The following is a 16,426-nucleotide window of genomic DNA, read 5'->3' as shown; positions in this document are numbered from 1 at the left end:
GACAAGCTCAGTCGGCAGCGCACGTCGGCTTACGCCCTGGCGGGCTAAGCCGACCTACGTGATATGCAGGATTTTTAGTTAATTGTTTTTCAACGGATAAAAGGTATCCTCATTATGGCTTCATATTTTTGCCCATGCCCGCGCGGCATGGAAGCGGCGCTGGCCGAGGAACTGGGCGAGATCGCCCAGGATAGTGCGACCATGAAGGTCCACAACCAGGTACCGGGCGGCGTACACTGCTCGGGCGACCTGCTCGATTCCTATCGCATCAACCTGCATTCGCGCATCGCTTCGCGCGTGCTGATGCGCATGGCCCATTCCGGCTACAAGACGGAAAACGACATCTATGACCTGACCCTGGCGCAATCCTGGGAAGACTGGTTCGGCGTGCACCACACGATCCGCGTCGATGTCACGGCCGTCAAATCGCCGCTGCGCAGCCTGGAATTCACGACATTGAAAATCAAGGATGCGATCTGCGACCGCTTCCGCGACCAGTTCAACGAGCGTCCTTCGGTCAACACCAAGACGCCGGACATGCGCATCGTCGGCTTCCTCGACGCGCACACGTTCACCGTCTACCTCGACACCTCGGGCGAAGCCCTGTTCAAGCGCGGCTGGCGCGAAGAGACGGGCGACGCGCCGCTGCGCGAAAACCTGGCCGCCGGCCTGCTGCGCGTGTCGGGCTGGAAGCCTGGCATGGTGCTGTTCGACCCGATGTGCGGTTCCGGCACCATCCTGGCCGAAGCGGCGCAGATGCTGCAGGGGATTCCACCGGGCGCGTCGCGCCAGTTCGCGTTTGAAAACTTCCACGACTTCGACCCGGCGCCGTGGAATGCCATGAAAAACGCCATCAAGGTCAATCCGCTGCCGGCCGAACCGACCATTTTCGGCAGCGACATCTCGGGCGACATGGTCGCCATGACGCGCCACAACCTGCGTTGCGCCGGCGTGCGCTTTGACGTGCCCTTGAAACAGATCGAGGCGCAGGAAGTCAAACCGCCAAGCGACGTGCCGGGCATCATGCTGACCAATCCGCCGTACGGCGAGCGTATCGGCGTGCGCGGCGACAGCACCATCCCGGAAGATGAACTGTCGACGTCCTTCTACTCGGCCATGGGCACGACCCTGAAGCAGCGTTTCGCCGGCTGGACCGTGTTCCTGTTCACGGCCGACCTGGGCTTGCCCAAGCTGCTGCGCCTGAAAGAAGCGCGCAAGACGCCATTCTTCAACGGTGCGCTGGAATGCCGTTTGTTCCGCTTTGATATGGTCGCAGGCTATAACCGCCGCGAAGAAGCGAAACCGAAGCCACAGCAGTAAGCATTCACCGCAAGACACCCGCAGTAACCCCGCGCGCGGACCGCAACCGGTCCGCGCGCCACTTTGGATCCGCCATGTTTCCCACCCCTCCGGCCGATGTGCCGCCAGACCCGGTTACCCCCGTTCCGCCTCCCACGCCGAGCCACATGGCGCCGCTGAGCCGCGGTGCGCTGGCGATGATGCTGGCCGGGCTGTCGATGCTGGGCCCCCTGTCGATCGATACGTATCTGCCCGCGTTTGGCGCGATCCAGGGTTCGCTGCAGGCGTCGCCGCTGGAAGTGCAGCAGTCGCTGACGTTCTACATGCTGGCCTTTGCCGGCATGGTGCTGTGGCATGGCGCGATCTCGGACACCTTTGGCCGGCGCAACGTCATCCTCGTGTCCCTGCTGATGTTTGCCATCGGCTCGCTCGGTTGCGCGTCGGCGCACACGGTGCACTATCTGTGGTTCTTCCGCATCATGCAGGGCGTCTCGGCCGGCGCCGGCGTGGTGATCAGCCGCGCCATCATCCGCGACCTGTATGCCGATGCGGCGGCGGCGCGGCTGCTGTCGCTGGTGACGATGATCTTTTCCATCGCCCCGGCCGTGGCGCCGATTCTCGGCGGCTGGATCGTCATCTGGTTCGACTGGCGCTCGATCTTCCTGTTCCTCGCCTTTTACACGGTGGTGCTGCTGGCGTTCTGCTACTGGCGCCTGCCCGAAACCCTGCCTTTGGCCAAGCGCCAGCCGTTCAATCCGCGTTTCCTCGCGTCGAGCTATGGCCAGATCCTGCGCTCGCCCCTGTTCCACATCAAGGCCGGTATCGTCGCCCTCAATTTCGCTGGCCTGTTCCTGTTCATTACTGCCGCGCCGGAAATGCTGCCCAAGCAGCTGGGCCTGGGACCATCGCAATTCGCCTGGCTGTTCATTCCCTGCGTGAGCGGCATCTTCATGGGCGCCGCGGCGGCCAACCGCATCGCCGGCAAGGTCACGTTCGCGCGCCAGATCGGCATCGGCTTTGCCTTCCTGCTGTGCGCCGCCAGCGTCAATGTCGTGTATCACCTGTTCCTGCCGCCATCGTTGCCCTGGTCGGTGTTGCCCCTGTTCTTCTACACCTTCGGCATGTCGCTGGTGGGGCCGGGCGCGACCCTGCTGGCGCTTGACCTGTTCCCGCATATCCGCGGCACGGTGGCCTCGTGCCAGTCGTTTGCCAGCACCTTGCTGGGCGCCGTGGTAGCTGGCGTGATCTCGCCGCTGCTGTCCGGTTCCGTGCTGTGGCTGGCCTCGGGCCAGCTGGCGTTTACAGGCCTGGCACTGGCGCTGTGGCTGATATCGCGGCGCTTCCGCCACCGTTTGCTTGGTTCCTTCAAGGCATAAGTTTCCACTGTAGAACGCTGGATTTATTTCAACTTAATTTTCTATATTGCAAGTAATATCCGGCGCTTATGATAAGATGACTGCTTTCCCGGCATCCTCTCAGGCAACACATTTTTTGCTTACAGGAGTGGAGGATTCCTCTGAACGTGGCCGCGCTTCGCTGCTGAGCGCTCATCCTTTTCGAACCGGCAATGCCTGATACGATGCATCAATCTGATCAAGATATACGCAATCGCCTGCTGATTGCCCGCCTGCCGGCCATGCCGCAGATCCTCCTCAAGCTGATCGCCCACCTGCAGGCCGACGATGCCGGCATGCCGGAACTGGCCGCCCTGATCGCCAAGGATGCGGGCATGACCAGCAAGATCCTCGGCGTGGCCAACAGCTCGGCCTACCATCGCCAGAGCAAGGTCGTCAGCCTGGAGCAATCGCTCGTCTCGCTCGGCACGGACATGATCAAGACCCTGGTCATCAGCGAATCCGTGTTCCAGACCTTCAACAGCTTCCCTCATTCCGGCAGCACGGATTTGCGCGCCTTCTGGAAAAGTTCGCTGTCGGCCGCCGTCATGGCGCGCGCGCTGGCCAAGGCCATGGCCTATCCGCACGCCGAGGAAGCGTATCTGGCCGGCTTGCTGCACAACGTGGGCCGACTGGCCTTGCTGGCCACGGCGCCGAAGGAATACGCCTTCAATTTCACGGCGCGCGACGATGCCGCCCTGTGCGCGGTGGAGCAGCGCACCTTGCAGATCACGCATGCGGAGGCGGGCGCCTGGCTGATCGAACGCTGGCACCTCGATTCCTTCCTGGCCGACAGCGTGCTGTATCACCATGAACCGCTGGCGCGCCTGGAAGCGAGCCATCCCCTGATCCGCATCGTGCGTCTGGCGCACCTGTTGTGCTGCCATGCCGACGATGCGGACGAGGCCGAGTCCATCACGCAGGCGGCAAGCCTGTGCGCGCTGGACGTCGAGACACTGGACGACCTGGCCGGCAGCGTCGCGCGCCAGGTGGAGCAGGCCGCGCAGCACCTGGGCATCGACCTGGCCGGCGCGGATGATATCGCCACGCCGCCCGCGTATGCGCCGCCAGCCGTCGATCCGGTGCAGCGGCGCCTGTCCGACGAAGTGCGCAATATGGTGCTGGTGTCCGAAGTGGGGCAGACCTTCGCCCGGCAGCAGGGCGAGAGCAGCCTGCTCGAAGCCATCACGCGCTCGGCGCGCATCCTGTTCGATTTCGACACCGCCGTCATCCTGCTGCAAAACCCCACCGGCCATGCGCTCGTCGGCGTGGCGGCGGGCGAGCATCAGCAGCGCCTGGCCGGCTTCTCGATCCCGTTGGCCAAGGGCGGGCCTTTGGCCGCCTCCGCGCTCGAGTGCCAGCTGGCGTTCCTGAAACGCGACATGCCGGCGCTGGGCATCGTCGAAGAGCAGCTGTTCCGCATTCTCGGTACCGACAGCCTGGTTTGCGTGCCGCTCGTGGCGGGCCAGCGCAGCCTCGGCGTGCTCATTGGCGGCGTGGCGGCGTGGCAGATTCCCGCTTGCCAGAAGCGCGAAGGTTTTTTGCGCGCGTATGCCAACCAGGCCGCCACGGCGCTGGAAACGGCCTTCAGCGCGCGCGGCCTGGCGCGGCGCCAGCTCGATCACGTGGCCGAGGAATACCGCGCCGCGTCGCGTCGCGTCGTGCATGAAGTGAACAACCCGCTGTCCATCATCAAGAACTATTTGAGCGTGCTCGATCACAAGCTGGAGAAGCAGGAGCCGGTGTCCGGTGAAATGGCGATCCTGAACGAGGAAATCGACCGGGTCGGCCAGTTGATCGGCGGCCTGGCCGATCTGCAGCCGGCAGCGGCCAGCGGCGTGACCGATTGCGCGCGCGTCGTCGACGATGTGCTGCGCCTGTTCCGCGCCACCGACTTCCTGCCGCCGAAGATCGAGGTGGTCACGCGCATGCAGGATGCGCCATGCGAGGTGGAGGCCGATGCCGACATGCTCAAGCAAATCCTGCTCAATCTGCTGAAAAACGCCGTCGAAGCCTTGCCCGATGGCGGGCGCATCGAAGTGGCGAACCGTGGCCACGTCAACCGCGACCGCCGCCTGTACCTGGAACTGTGCGTCAGCGACAATGGCGCCGGCCTGGCGCCGGAAGTGCTGGCCAATCTGTTCTCGCCTGTGCGCAGCAGCAAGGAAGGCGCGCATCACGGCCTGGGCCTGTCCATCGTGCATGACCTGGTCACGCGCCTGCATGGCGTGATCGGCTGCCGCAGCAGCAAGTCCGGCACCTCGTTTGAAATTTTACTGCCCATTCCCTTGCCAGCGAGCGCTGCAGCCGCGCTGCCCGCGCCCGGCAATACCGCCTTGTCTTCGTAACGTCCATGAACTCCTCCGCCATTCCGTTTGACCTGGAAAATAGCCCGCGCATCCTGCTGGTCGACGACGAGCCCCGTTTGCTCGTCTCCCTCCACGAATTGCTGAAGGACCGCGGCTACCAGCTGCACACGGCCACCTGCGGCAGCGAGGCGCTGGCGCAGTTGTCGAAACTGCGCTTCGACCTGATCCTGCTCGACTTGCGCCTGCCCGACATGAGCGGCCATGAAATCATGGACCACATCAACCGGCGCGGCATCGAGGGCGACGTGATCGTCATGAGCGGCGACGTCGGCATCGAGGCGGCCATCGGCGCCCTGAAGCGCGGCGCCTACGATTATCTGCGCAAGCCTTACAGCCGCGAGGAGCTGCTCAAGACGGTGGAGAACGCGCTGCAAAAGCGCAAGCTGGCGCTGGAGAACGAGCGCATCGCGCTGCAGCTGGAAAACTCGGAAAAGATGTACCGCTACCTGGTCGACAGCTCGCCCGACATCATCTATACGCTGAACCACGAAGGCCGCATCACCTTCATCAACGACAGGGTGCACCAGTTGCTGGGCTTTAGCCGCGAAGAACTGATCGGCAGCCATTATTCGATCCTCGTGCACGATGAAGACCAGGAGCGGGCGCGCTATGCCTTCAATGAGCGCCGCCTCGACGAGCGCGCCTCGCGCAATGTGGAATTGCGCCTGAAGTGCCATAGCGGCACTGGCAGCGACCGCACCTTCAACAACACCTTGATGACGATCCCGCTCAATTCGATCGGCATGCACGGCCACGATCAGGAAGTGAAAAAGCCGGAATACTTCGGCACCTACGGCGTGGCGCGCGACATTACCGACCGCAAGCGCGCCGAGGAAGTCATCTCCTACCAGGCCTATCACGACATCCTGACGGACCTGCCGAACCGCATGCTGTTCAAGGACCGCCTGGGGCTGGCCGTGATCCAGGCGCGGCGCAAGCTGACGGAGCTGGCCGTGATGTTCATCGACCTCGATCGCTTCAAGCTGGTCAACGATACCCTGGGCCACGTGAAGGGCGACGAATTGCTGCAGCAGGTGGCGCTGCGCCTGAAGGATTGTCTGCGCCGCGGCGATACGTTGGCGCGCCAGGGCGGCGATGAATTTACCATCGTGCTGCCGGAACTGCGCGACCGCCAGGATGCGCGCCTGATCGCCGACAAGTTCCTCGAATGCCTGCACCAGCCCTTCGACCTCGATGGCAACCAGGTGCATATCTCGGCCTCGATCGGCATCGCCATCTATCCGGGCGACGGCGAGACCATCGACGAGCTGCTGCGCCATGCCGACATCGCCATGTACCAGGTCAAGGCGCTGGGCAAGAACGGCCACAGTTTTTATCACGAGTCCATGCTCGACGTGTCGCACCAGAAGATCGCGCTCGAGCAAAGCTTGCGCAAGGCGCTGGAGCTGAACCAGCTGGAGATGTATTACCAGCCGCAGGTGGACGTGATGACGGGCCGCATCGTCGGCGCCGAAGGCCTGATGCGCTGGAACCACCCGCAGCGGGGTTTGCTGACGGCCGCCGAATTCTTGCCGTTTGCCGAGGAAAACGGCTTGATGCTGCCGATCTCGGACTGGATGCTGGGCGCGCTGTGCCGCGACCTGGTGCAGTGGAACGCGGCCGGCGGCGACGCCGTGCGCCTGTCGCTCAATTTGTCGCCGCAATACCTGGACCGGGGCGACTTTTTCGAGAAGATGCGCGGCGCGCTGACGCGCTATGGCATCGCGCCGGAAAAGATCGAAGTGGAGATCACGGAAAACATCTGCATCCGCAACCCGCAGTATGCGATCGAGCAGTTGAACAAGCTGTGCCAGCTGGGCGTGTCGGTGGCCATCGATGATTTCGGCACCGGTTATTCTTCGCTGTCGTACCTGCACCGCTTCCCCATCCACACGATCAAGATCGACCAGTCGTTTGTGAAGGAAATCCACGACGAGCACGGACACTATCCCGTCATCCTGGCCATCATCTCGATTGCGCGCGGCCTGGGCCTGCACCTGATCGCTGAGGGCGTGGAAACGGAAGGGCAGGCGCGCTACCTGCAGGACAAGGGTTGCACCACGATGCAGGGCTATCTGTACCATCGGCCCATTTCGCTGGGCAGCTTCATCGGCGTGCTGCAGGAGCAGAACCGCCTGATCGCCGATGCCGCCCCCGCGCCGTCCCAGACGCTGACCATCGAGGCTTGACCGTGTCGCTTGCCGATCCCCGCTCCACGGCCGCTCATTCCACAGCTGCTCATTACACGGCTGACTACCTGCGTCTGAAAGGTCTGGCCGAGAAGGGCAATGCGAACGCCCAGCACGGCCTGGGCTTCATGTATTTCAATGGCCAGGGCATCGAGCAAAGCTATGCGCTGGCGCTGCACTGGTACGGCCTGGCTGCCGCGCAGGGACTCGAGCATGCGCAATACAACCTGGGCGTGATGTGCCAGAAGGGCCAGGGCGTGCCGCAGGATTTTGCGCAGGCGGCGCACTGGTACCAGCAGGCGGCCGAGCAAGGTTACGCGGCGGCGCAGTACAACCTGGGCTGGCTGTATGCCAAGGGCCAGGGACTCGCGCAAGATAGCGGGCAAGCCATGCTGTGGTTCAGCCGCGCGGCCGAGCAGGGCGACGCGGGTGCGCAGAATAACCTGGGCATGATGTATGACAATGGCAAGGGCGTGCCGCAGGACTTCGTGCAAGCGATCGCCTGGTACCGCAAGGCGGCCGAGCAGGGCTATGCGCGCGCGCAGTTCAACCTGGGCCTGCGTTACGACAATGGCCAGGGCGTGCGCCAGGATCGCCAGCAGGCGACGGCCTGGATGCGCAAGGCGGCAGAACAGGGCTATGCGCCGGCCCAGTTCAACCTGGCGCTGCGCTATGAAAATGGCGACGTGCTGCCGCAGGACAGCCGGCAGGCGATCGCCTGGTACCGGCGCGCGGCCGAGCAGGGCCACGCCAGTTCGCAGTTCAACCTGGGCCTGATCTACGACAATGGCCAGGGCGTGCCCTGCGATAAGCAGGCGGCGCTGGAGTGGTATGTCAAGGCGGCGGGACTGGGCCATGCGGCGGCACAGCACAACCTGGGCCTGCACCATGAACACGGCGCCCACGATTACGCGCAGGCGCAAGCGTTCTACCGCCAGGCGGCAGAGCAGGGTTTTCCCGCCGCCCAGTATCAGCTGGGGCTCTTGCATGAGCATGGTCAGGGCATGCCCGCCGATGCGCAGGAAGCCATCTTCTGGTACCGCAAGGCGGCCGACCAGGGGCATGTACGGGCGCAGTTCGACCTGGGCCTGCGTTACGAACATGGCCAGGGCGTGCCGCAGGATCTGGCGCTGGCGCTGGAGTGGTACCGGCGCGCCGCGGATCAAGATTACGCGCCGGCGCAATACATGCAGGGCGTCTTGCACGACCGCGACGATGGCCCGGCGCCCGACAGTCAGCAGGCTTGCGCCTGTTACTGCCGCGCCGCCGCGCAGGGCCACAGCCTGGCCCAGTTCGCGCTGGGGCTGCGCCATGACAATGGCCAGGACGTGCCGCAGGATTATGCCGCCGCCTGGGACTGGTATGCGCTGGCTGCGCGCCAGGGCCATGCGCGGGCGCAGATGAATCTGGGCTTGATGGCGGCCAGCGGCCAGGGCGGTCCGCTCGATTTGCAGCAGGCGTATATCTGGCTGTCGATGGCCGTGGCGGCCGGCGTGGCCGGCGCTGAAAAATCCTTGCGCCAGACGGCGGCGCGCATGCGCGAGACGGATCTGGCGCGGGTGCGCGAACAGCTGGCGGCGATAGCAGGCTGAGCCTTGCCGCCCGCGTTAGCGTGCGCGGATACAACAGCAGGTGCTGTATAGTCCTTTCCCTTCGCCATCTGTGGCACCCCTTGTTTCCCCCAGACGCACAAAATTGCTGCGGTATTTGCAGTTTTGATGTGCTAAGGTTCCAGAAGAAGGTGGTCTGTATATTCTTTAGAAAAGGAAAACCATGCGCCAGAACCCTTTCCCTGGCCGTCCGGCCGCCATGCTGTGTGCGCTGGCGCTGCTGTCGTCCGGCGCAGGTGCCGCCGGCCCTCTCGATGCCCTCAGCAACCAGGATGCCAGCAATGGCTTGAAAGCGGCGCTGGAAGCCGGTTCTGCCGCCGCCGTATCGAAGCTGGGTATCGAGAATGGTTTCCTGAACAACGACAAGGTCAAAATCAAGCTGCCCGGCATCCTCGAGCAAGCCAAGCCCTTGCTGAAAATGACGGGCCGCGGCCAGCAGCTGGATGATCTGGTCGTGTCGATGAACCGCGCCGCCGAGTCGGCCGTGCCCATGGCCAAGCCCTTGCTGCTCGATGCGGTCAAGTCGATGAGCGTGAGCGATGCGAAAAATATCCTGTCCGGTGGCGATACTTCCGTCACGGATTTCTTCCGCCAGAAAACATCTGCGCCCCTAGCCGTCAAATTCCTGCCCATCGTGAAATCCGTCACCGACCGTTCCGGCCTGGCCAGCAAATACAACAGCACCATGAGCCAGATCGGCAAGACGGGACTCGTGCCGCAGCAGCAATCGACGGTGGAAGGCTACGTCACGGACCGCGCGCTTGACGGTCTGTACCTGATGATCGGCGAGGAAGAAAAAGCCATCCGCAGCAATCCGCTCGCATATGGCAGCAAGATAATCGGCAAGGTGTTTGGCAGTTTGAAGTGACGGTTCAAGCGTGATGGCGGTTGCGGACAGCGTTTGCGCGGCATTGACAGGTGTGGCGCAAGGGAAACAAGTTAAGCATTTGCTACAAGAAAACAATGTTAAAATTCTGCGACATACATTCCTGGGGCATGGTTAAGCAACGATCAATTGCCAGGGAGTGCCCAGTTTTAGCGGCGAACTGATGCGTGGCATTGCGAGATGCCCGTCAGTTGGCCTTTTTTCGTTTTATTCACGTTTCCCCAAGCTCATTGATTTTCTGAATATATTGTCAGGAATTCCAGGTGCAGGATATTTTAGGTAGCCGGATTTGTTAAGCGTACTCAGAAAATCAATCAAATATACCTGGTGTGGCTGTCTGGTGCTTGGCGTGCCTTCGGTGATGGCCGCGACTCCGAATCACGGTGGTCAATCCGGTTATATCAATATGCCCAGCGCCGTGGTGGAAACGGACGGCACCTTCAGCGTCGGCTACAGCTACGACAGCCCGTATGGCCAGCTATGGGCCACGGCGAATATCCTGCCTTTCCTGCAAATGACGGGACGTTATGTATCGATAACGGGCATTCCGGCGTTTGGTAGCAGTGATCCGGAATATGGCAAAGGATACGGCCGCTATAAAGATAAGGTTGTCGATGGGAAATTACGCCTGTGGACGGAGACGGAGTGGATGCCGTCCGTCGCTGTCGGCATGACGGATATGTTCGGTACTGAGCTGTTCAAGGGGCAATATGTGGTCGCCACCAAGACTTTTGGTGCCAGCAAGAATATCGAAGCGAGCCTCGGCTATGCCCATAGACGCCCGGATGGCGTGTTTGCCGGCATGCGCTGGACGCCAAAGGCATTGCCGCGCTGGTCGATGGTGGCCGAATATGACGCGACGAATTATCAGCGCGATATCCGCGCCATCGAGACCGGGGCGGACAAGCGCCGCAAGGGCGCTTCCGTGGGCCTGGAATATCGCTGGGGCTGGCTTGCCCTGCAAGCGGCCCGCAGCCGCGACCAGTTCAGCGTGAACGCCTTTATCAGCATTCCATTTGGCGAGCGCGAGTTCATCCCCAAGGTGTACGAGCCGCCGTATTTCGTCGACGACAAGAATCCGCCACCGCTGCCGAGCAAGGAAGAATGGCACCGGGATCCCGTATATGGCGCCGACCTGGTCAATGCTCTGGTAAAACAGGATTACAAGAATATCCGTGTCGAGCAAGAGGGCAATGTCCTGAGCCTGAGCCTGACCAACAGCCGTATTTCGAACATGGGCCGCGCCGTCGGCCGTGCCGCGCGCACGGCTGTCGCCTTCACGCCGAAGGGCGTAACGACCTTGCGCATCACGTATACCAAGCTGGACCAGCCAATCGCCACCTACGAATTCTTTGATTTGCCAAAACTGAACGACTATTTGGCAGGCAAGATCGACCGCAAGGCATTTCTCGATGTCGTGCTGCTGCGCTATCCTGAAAAAAGCGATGTCATCCGGGATGACCAGCAAGGCTGGCTGCAGGAGTTCCTCGACAAGCCCGCGCCCGTCGTTGCCGCCGCGCCTGCGCCAGTAGTAGCACCCGTGCCCGCGCCGTTAATGGCTGCAGCGCCTGCTCCCGCCGTTTCCGCACCGGCTCCCGTCAAGGCTGCCAACGTCCTCAAGGACGATGGCAAGCTGGCCGTCGGTGTCGGCGTCGATGGCGACGTGGTGCAGATCAAGTCGCTGGACCGCGAGGCGAACCGTTTCAAGATCGCTCCCAAGGTCGGCTTCTTCTTCAATGACCCGAGCGGCGCCTTCCGCTATTCGATTTCGGCCGTGGCCAACTACGACCGCCGTCTGGGCGATGGCTTGTACCTGAATAGCGCCGCCAGCTTGCAGTTGCTGGAAACGGTATCGGGCGTCAAGCAGCCATCGAACAGCAATTTGCCGCACGTGCGTACCGATATTGCTGAATATTTACGCGGCGGGCGTTTCTCGCTGAGCCGCGTCTTGCTGAACAAATACAACAATCCGGCCGAACGCGTGTATACCCGCATGTCGGCCGGCTTGTATGAGGACATGTTCCGCGGTGTGGGTGGCCAGGTGCTGTACCTGCCGAAAGATAGCCGCTGGGCTGCCGACGTGGCCGTCGATGCCTTGCAACAGCGTGGATTCAAGGGCTTGCTCGACTCGCGCGACTACAAGACAGTGACGGCGATCGGCTCGCTGCATTACCGCTTGCCGCACGACATTACCGTGACGGCCCGCGCCGGCCGCTTCTTGGCCAAAGACACGGGCGTGCGCATGGAATTCAAGCGCCGCTTCCAGTCCGGCATCGAAGTCGGCGCCTGGTACACGCATACGAACGGCAACGACATCACCAGCCCCGGCACGCCATCGAAGCCATACCAGGACCGAGGCATTTTCCTGTCCGTGCCGTTGAACAGCATGTTGCCGATGGATACGCAATCGACGGCCGGCTTCGCCATCTCGCCATGGACGCGTGACGTGGGGCAGATGGTGGCTTCGCCGGGCGATCTGTACGACATGTTCGAGCGTCCGCGCGCCGACATGCACAGCTACGATGGCCTGGGCAACTTTGCCGAGCGCCCGGACGAACAGCACTTGTCAGCAGTCAATCCGCCGGATCGGCCCTTTGTCAGCCCGTGGCCGGCTTTCCGCGCACGACTGGAGCAATCGTCTTCCGCCTTGCCGCAACCGGCCGAGTGGGTCAAGGCCACAGCCCTGATCGGCGGCGTGGTGGTCGCTTCCGCGCTGGCCGACAAACCCGTCGACCGTTTCGTCAAGAAACATGAAGATTCCAAGGTCTACCGCCACTGGGACAAGCTGGGCAAAGCCATGCCCTACGCGGCAGTGGGCGCCGCTGCCGCTGCTTTCGCTCTGGGCGATGATCGCATGCAAAATACGGGACTCATTTCCCTGCAATCGGTTGCCGCAGCAACGGGCCTGGCGGTGGCCGGCAAGTATGCGTTTGGCCGCGCCCGCCCAGAGGAAGACCGCGGAGCGTGGAGCCGCGTCGGCAGCGGCAATTCCCGCTCGAATTCCTCGTTCCCTTCCGCGCATGCCGCCATCGGTTTTGCCGCGGTGACGCCATTTGCCAAGGAATACGATGCGCCATGGCTGTACAGCGTGGCCGCCGTGGGTTCCGCCGGCCGCGTGTTTGGCCGCAAGCACTGGGTATCGGACACGGTCGCCGGCGGCATCCTCGGTTACGCCATGGGCAGCTGGCTGTGGCACGCGCAGCGCGACCAGAGCAAATCGGGCCTGTCGATCAATCCCGGACCGAAAGAAATCAGCGTGACCTGGCAGGGCAAGTATTAAAAGCGCATAGCGCCCCTTTACTCATACAACATCATTCATCCAGACAAAGACCAGCATGAAAAAGCAATTTCGTACTTCCCCGCCTTTCGTGAAACACATGATTTTATCGGCTTGCCTGCTGGGCGCAACTTCGGCCTATGCGGCAGGGCAGGAACTTGGCGCGGGTGAGATGCCTCGAACGGATCTTTCGCGGGCACAAGCGAATGACATAGGAGGCAGCAGCTTGCCCAGCATTCGTAGTGGCATCAATGAACAGCGTCACGCAAAATCGCCACCTGCCAATCCCGGCAGCCAGCGTAGTACGGCTGATGTGTCCGTTGGCGCATTTGAAGCGTATGTCGATGGCGTCACAGGGCAAAAATTAAGTGTCTTTGGCAAGGATTTGTTCAGCGATGTACCGTCCACCTTTGCACCGCTCGATGGAGTACAGGTAAACCAGGAATATGTGATCGGTACGGGCGACGAGTTGCAGGTACGCGGCTGGGGCATGGTTGATATCGACGTCAGTGCCACGGTCGACCGCAGCGGTGCGATTTTCATCCCGCGCGTCGGCTCCATCAAGGTCAGCGGCGTGCAGTACAAGGACTTGCAAGGCTACCTGAAGAAAGCCATTGGCAAGATCTATACCAATTTCGACCTGACAGCGAGCATCGCGCAAACGCGTGCCGTGCAAGTGTACGTGGTTGGCCACGCGGTGCGTCCTGGGACATATACCTTGAACTCCATGAGCACTCTGCTCAATGCCTTGTTTACGTCGGGTGGGCCGGACGCCACCGGTAGCATGCGCAATATCCAGCTCAAGCGTGGCAAGGATACCGTCAGCACCTTCGACTTGTATGACATGCTGGTCAACGGTGACAAGAGCCGCGACGTCACCTTGCGCGACGGCGACGTGATTTATATTCCTGAAGTGGGCCCGCTGCTGGCGTTGACGGGGAGCGTGAAACGGCCCGCTATTTTCGAATTGAAGGGCAGTTCCAGCCTGGCTGATGTGTTGAGCTGGGCCGGCGGCTTTGATTCTGCTGCGGAAACGAAGCAGGTGATTGTCGAGAGAAACGTCGATAACCAATACAAGACGGTGCTGGAGTTGGCTGCCGATAAAGACATCAGTCATACCCAGCTGGCCAGTATCGCAGTCAAGCCTACCGATATCCTGCGGGTGTTCGCGCCTGGTGCAGTGCCCGTGCAGGCACAAATCCAGAATGAATACGTGCGCGTGGCCGGCGAGGCAAAGCAGAGCGGTATTTTCCTGTTGAAAAAAGGTGAAACGCTGCGCGAGCTGATCGCCCGTGTCGGCGGCGCCAATGAAAACGGCTACTTGTACGCCACCCAGCTGAACCGCGAATCCGTACGTCGCGCCCAGCAGATCAAACTGAATCAGGTTGCTGACCGCTTTGAACGGGAGCTGGAATCGAATGCGACCCAGCGCATGGCTGCTTCTGGTGACAAGGAAAATGCAGCGAAAACCGCTGCCGAAGTGGAGCAGCAGCGCCGCATCGTGCAAAAACTGCGTTCCGTTAAGGCCGAGGGCCGCATTGTGCTCGATTTGCCCGGCGTTGACACACAAGTCAAAAACCTGCCGGATTTGCCGTTGCAGGACGGCGATTCCATCCTGATCCCGCGCCGTCCTGGTACGGTAGATGTGCTTGGTTCCGTCTTCCAGCAAAATGCGTTCGTTTACCGTCCGCAACGTACGGTTAACGATTATGTACAACAAGCCGGCGGCATCACATCCAACGCGGACAAATCCGAAATGTACGTGATTCGTGCCGATGGCACGGCGCAAAGCGGTCAAGGCACGGGCTGGTTTAGCGGCCTGGGTGGCACGGCGTTGAACCCTGGCGATACCGTCGTGGTACCGGAGAAAATTGAACGTAGCACGTTCATGCAGAGCCTGAAGGACTGGACTGCCATCTTTTATCAGTTTGGTTTGGGTGCGGCTGGTTTGAAAGTGTTGAAAAACTAGAATGCCTGTAAACCGTAAAGTACATCTTTGGTAGTGACTATTGATGGCAGAGCGGTTTTACAGTACTACGCCGTTTATCGCGTGACAATTTCATATACCATCGGTGTGTACTTGACATATAGTTATCCCGATGGTTTTTTAAATATTCAGCCCCTAAAAAATATTCACGTTATTTTTATTATGCGTGAAATAACGAAGTAGCGAGAAAAAGATGTCAACTGTAAATCCTTCAAATAATAGTGGTGACGGGATGGCTGGAAAATCAGAGTATTTGAATATTTTTGATTTTTTCAAAATAATAAAAAAAAATAAAAGGATCGTATTCCTGACGCCGTTGGCATTTGCCGTAGCAACAGCGGCCGTAAGTATGTTGTTACCTAATATATATACTGCGTCAGCGAAAATCCTGCCACCGCAGTCGCAATCAGGCGCATCTCAGTTGCTTGGGCAACTCGGCGGCCTTGGCGGTCTCGCTGGCGCGGCCTTGGGTAGCAAGAATACAGGTGAGACATACGTCGGCATGCTAGGCAGCCGTACTGTTGGCGATAATCTGGTCCAGCGATTCAACCTGATGGAAATATACAAAGCTGATTTCAAAAGTGACGCCCGTAAGGCGCTGAAGAAAGCGACCACGATTACTAATGGACGTGACGGCATTATTGTCATCGATGTCGATGATAAAAATCCTGAACGTGCCGCACTTTTGGCGAATGGTTATGTTCAGGAGCTGCAGAAACTGACAGAATCGCTGGCGATCACGGAAGCTTCAAAACGCAGGTTGTTTCTTGAAAAACGTTTGGGTGAATCTAAAAAAGCTCTTGATGAGTCAGAGCTGGCATTGAAGGAAATTCAGGAGAAAACGGGACTCATTAAGCTTGATGGTCAGGCACAGGCAACGATTACTGCCATTGCAATGATTAAATCACAAATCGCCTCGAAAGAAGTTGCTTTGGCGGCAATGCGTACTTTTGCCACCGCAGACAATCCCCTGTATATCCAGAACAGACAGGAAATAAATGGCTTGAGGGCTCAGCTGGAGAAAGTGGAGCGAGGTACTAATCAGGGCAATGGTGATATTTCCATTTCTACCGAAAAGTTACCGGGTCTGGGCATGGAATATATCAGGAAAGTCAGGGATGTGAAATATAACGAACTGTTGTTCGAAAACCTGGCGAAGCAGTTTGAAATTGCACGTATTGATGAAGCACGCGATAGTTCGATGATTCAGGTACTGGATGATGCGGTGATTCCGGATAGGAAGTCAAAACCTACCCGCAGCATATTGGTGATGATATTTTTGATGTTGGGTGGTATTGTCGGTCTGGTCTGGGCATTTTCAAAAGAAGCGTTGACACAAGTTGGAAATCCATTTCTAAAAAATAATGAATAATTATGCTGGAGGAAAAATTGCCTTCGATTTTTTTGGGTGGACG

At 60.1% G+C, this 16,426-nt stretch carries 9 protein-coding genes; all 9 read left to right on the top strand.

What is annotated here, in order from left to right; genetic code table 11:
* Positions 1 to 114 precede the first annotated feature (114 nt).
* Positions 115 to 1,320 (top strand): THUMP domain-containing class I SAM-dependent RNA methyltransferase, encoded by a 1,206-nt coding sequence (locus AC54AG_RS05375; protein ID WP_374106838.1) that lies wholly within the window; start codon positions 115 to 117, stop codon positions 1,318 to 1,320.
* Positions 1,321 to 1,394: 74 nt separating this feature from the next.
* Complete coding sequence (locus AC54AG_RS05370; RefSeq protein WP_198511227.1) at positions 1,395 to 2,675, top strand: multidrug effflux MFS transporter; 1,281 nt, start codon at positions 1,395 to 1,397, stop codon at positions 2,673 to 2,675.
* A 203-nt stretch (positions 2,676 to 2,878) separates the two neighbouring features.
* Positions 2,879 to 5,041 (top strand): HDOD domain-containing protein, encoded by a 2,163-nt coding sequence (locus AC54AG_RS05365; protein WP_072457218.1) that lies wholly within the window; start codon positions 2,879 to 2,881, stop codon positions 5,039 to 5,041.
* A 5-nt stretch (positions 5,042 to 5,046) separates the two neighbouring features.
* Positions 5,047 to 7,251, top strand: a complete 2,205-nt coding sequence (locus tag AC54AG_RS05360) for an EAL domain-containing response regulator (protein ID WP_496629662.1) — start codon at positions 5,047 to 5,049, stop codon at positions 7,249 to 7,251.
* Between the two features lie 2 nt (positions 7,252 to 7,253).
* On the top strand, positions 7,254 to 8,843 hold the full coding sequence (locus AC54AG_RS05355; RefSeq protein WP_496629661.1) for an SEL1-like repeat protein: 1,590 nt from the start codon (positions 7,254 to 7,256) through the stop codon (positions 8,841 to 8,843).
* 181 nt (positions 8,844 to 9,024) lie between these two features.
* Positions 9,025 to 9,729 (top strand): DUF4197 domain-containing protein, encoded by a 705-nt coding sequence (locus AC54AG_RS05350; protein ID WP_496629660.1) that lies wholly within the window; start codon positions 9,025 to 9,027, stop codon positions 9,727 to 9,729.
* A gap of 379 nt (positions 9,730 to 10,108) precedes the next feature.
* On the top strand, positions 10,109 to 13,027 hold the full coding sequence (locus AC54AG_RS05345) for a YjbH domain-containing protein (RefSeq protein WP_496629659.1): 2,919 nt from the start codon (positions 10,109 to 10,111) through the stop codon (positions 13,025 to 13,027).
* A 55-nt stretch (positions 13,028 to 13,082) separates the two neighbouring features.
* Positions 13,083 to 14,993 (top strand): SLBB domain-containing protein, encoded by a 1,911-nt coding sequence (locus tag AC54AG_RS05340; RefSeq protein ID WP_331777267.1) that lies wholly within the window; start codon positions 13,083 to 13,085, stop codon positions 14,991 to 14,993.
* Positions 14,994 to 15,204: 211 nt separating this feature from the next.
* On the top strand, positions 15,205 to 16,383 hold the full coding sequence (locus AC54AG_RS05335) for a GumC family protein (RefSeq protein WP_331777266.1): 1,179 nt from the start codon (positions 15,205 to 15,207) through the stop codon (positions 16,381 to 16,383).
* Positions 16,384 to 16,426: the final 43 nt, after the last annotated feature.

It is taken from the genome of Janthinobacterium sp. BCJ23 (genome assembly GCF_059617945.1).
Note: the sequence above shows the minus strand (reverse complement) of the source record. Positions and strands in the feature narration are given on the sequence as shown.

Bases quoted from the DNA above. Each gene is read 5' to 3' on its own strand.
- AC54AG_RS05370 (WP_198511227.1), top strand. From the start codon at position 1,395: ATGTTTCCCACCCCTCCGGCCGATGTGCCGCCAGACCCGGTTACCCCC.
- AC54AG_RS05365 (WP_072457218.1), top strand. From the start codon at position 2,879: ATGCATCAATCTGATCAAGATATACGCAATCGCCTGCTGATTGCCCGC.
- AC54AG_RS05345 (WP_496629659.1), top strand. From the start codon at position 10,109: ATGGCCGCGACTCCGAATCACGGTGGTCAATCCGGTTATATCAATATG.
- AC54AG_RS05350 (WP_496629660.1), top strand. From the start codon at position 9,025: ATGCGCCAGAACCCTTTCCCTGGCCGTCCGGCCGCCATGCTGTGTGCG.
- AC54AG_RS05335 (WP_331777266.1), top strand. From the start codon at position 15,205: ATGTCAACTGTAAATCCTTCAAATAATAGTGGTGACGGGATGGCTGGA.
- AC54AG_RS05340 (WP_331777267.1), top strand. From the start codon at position 13,083: ATGAAAAAGCAATTTCGTACTTCCCCGCCTTTCGTGAAACACATGATT.
- AC54AG_RS05375 (WP_374106838.1), top strand. From the start codon at position 115: ATGGCTTCATATTTTTGCCCATGCCCGCGCGGCATGGAAGCGGCGCTG.
- AC54AG_RS05360 (WP_496629662.1), top strand. From the start codon at position 5,047: ATGAACTCCTCCGCCATTCCGTTTGACCTGGAAAATAGCCCGCGCATC.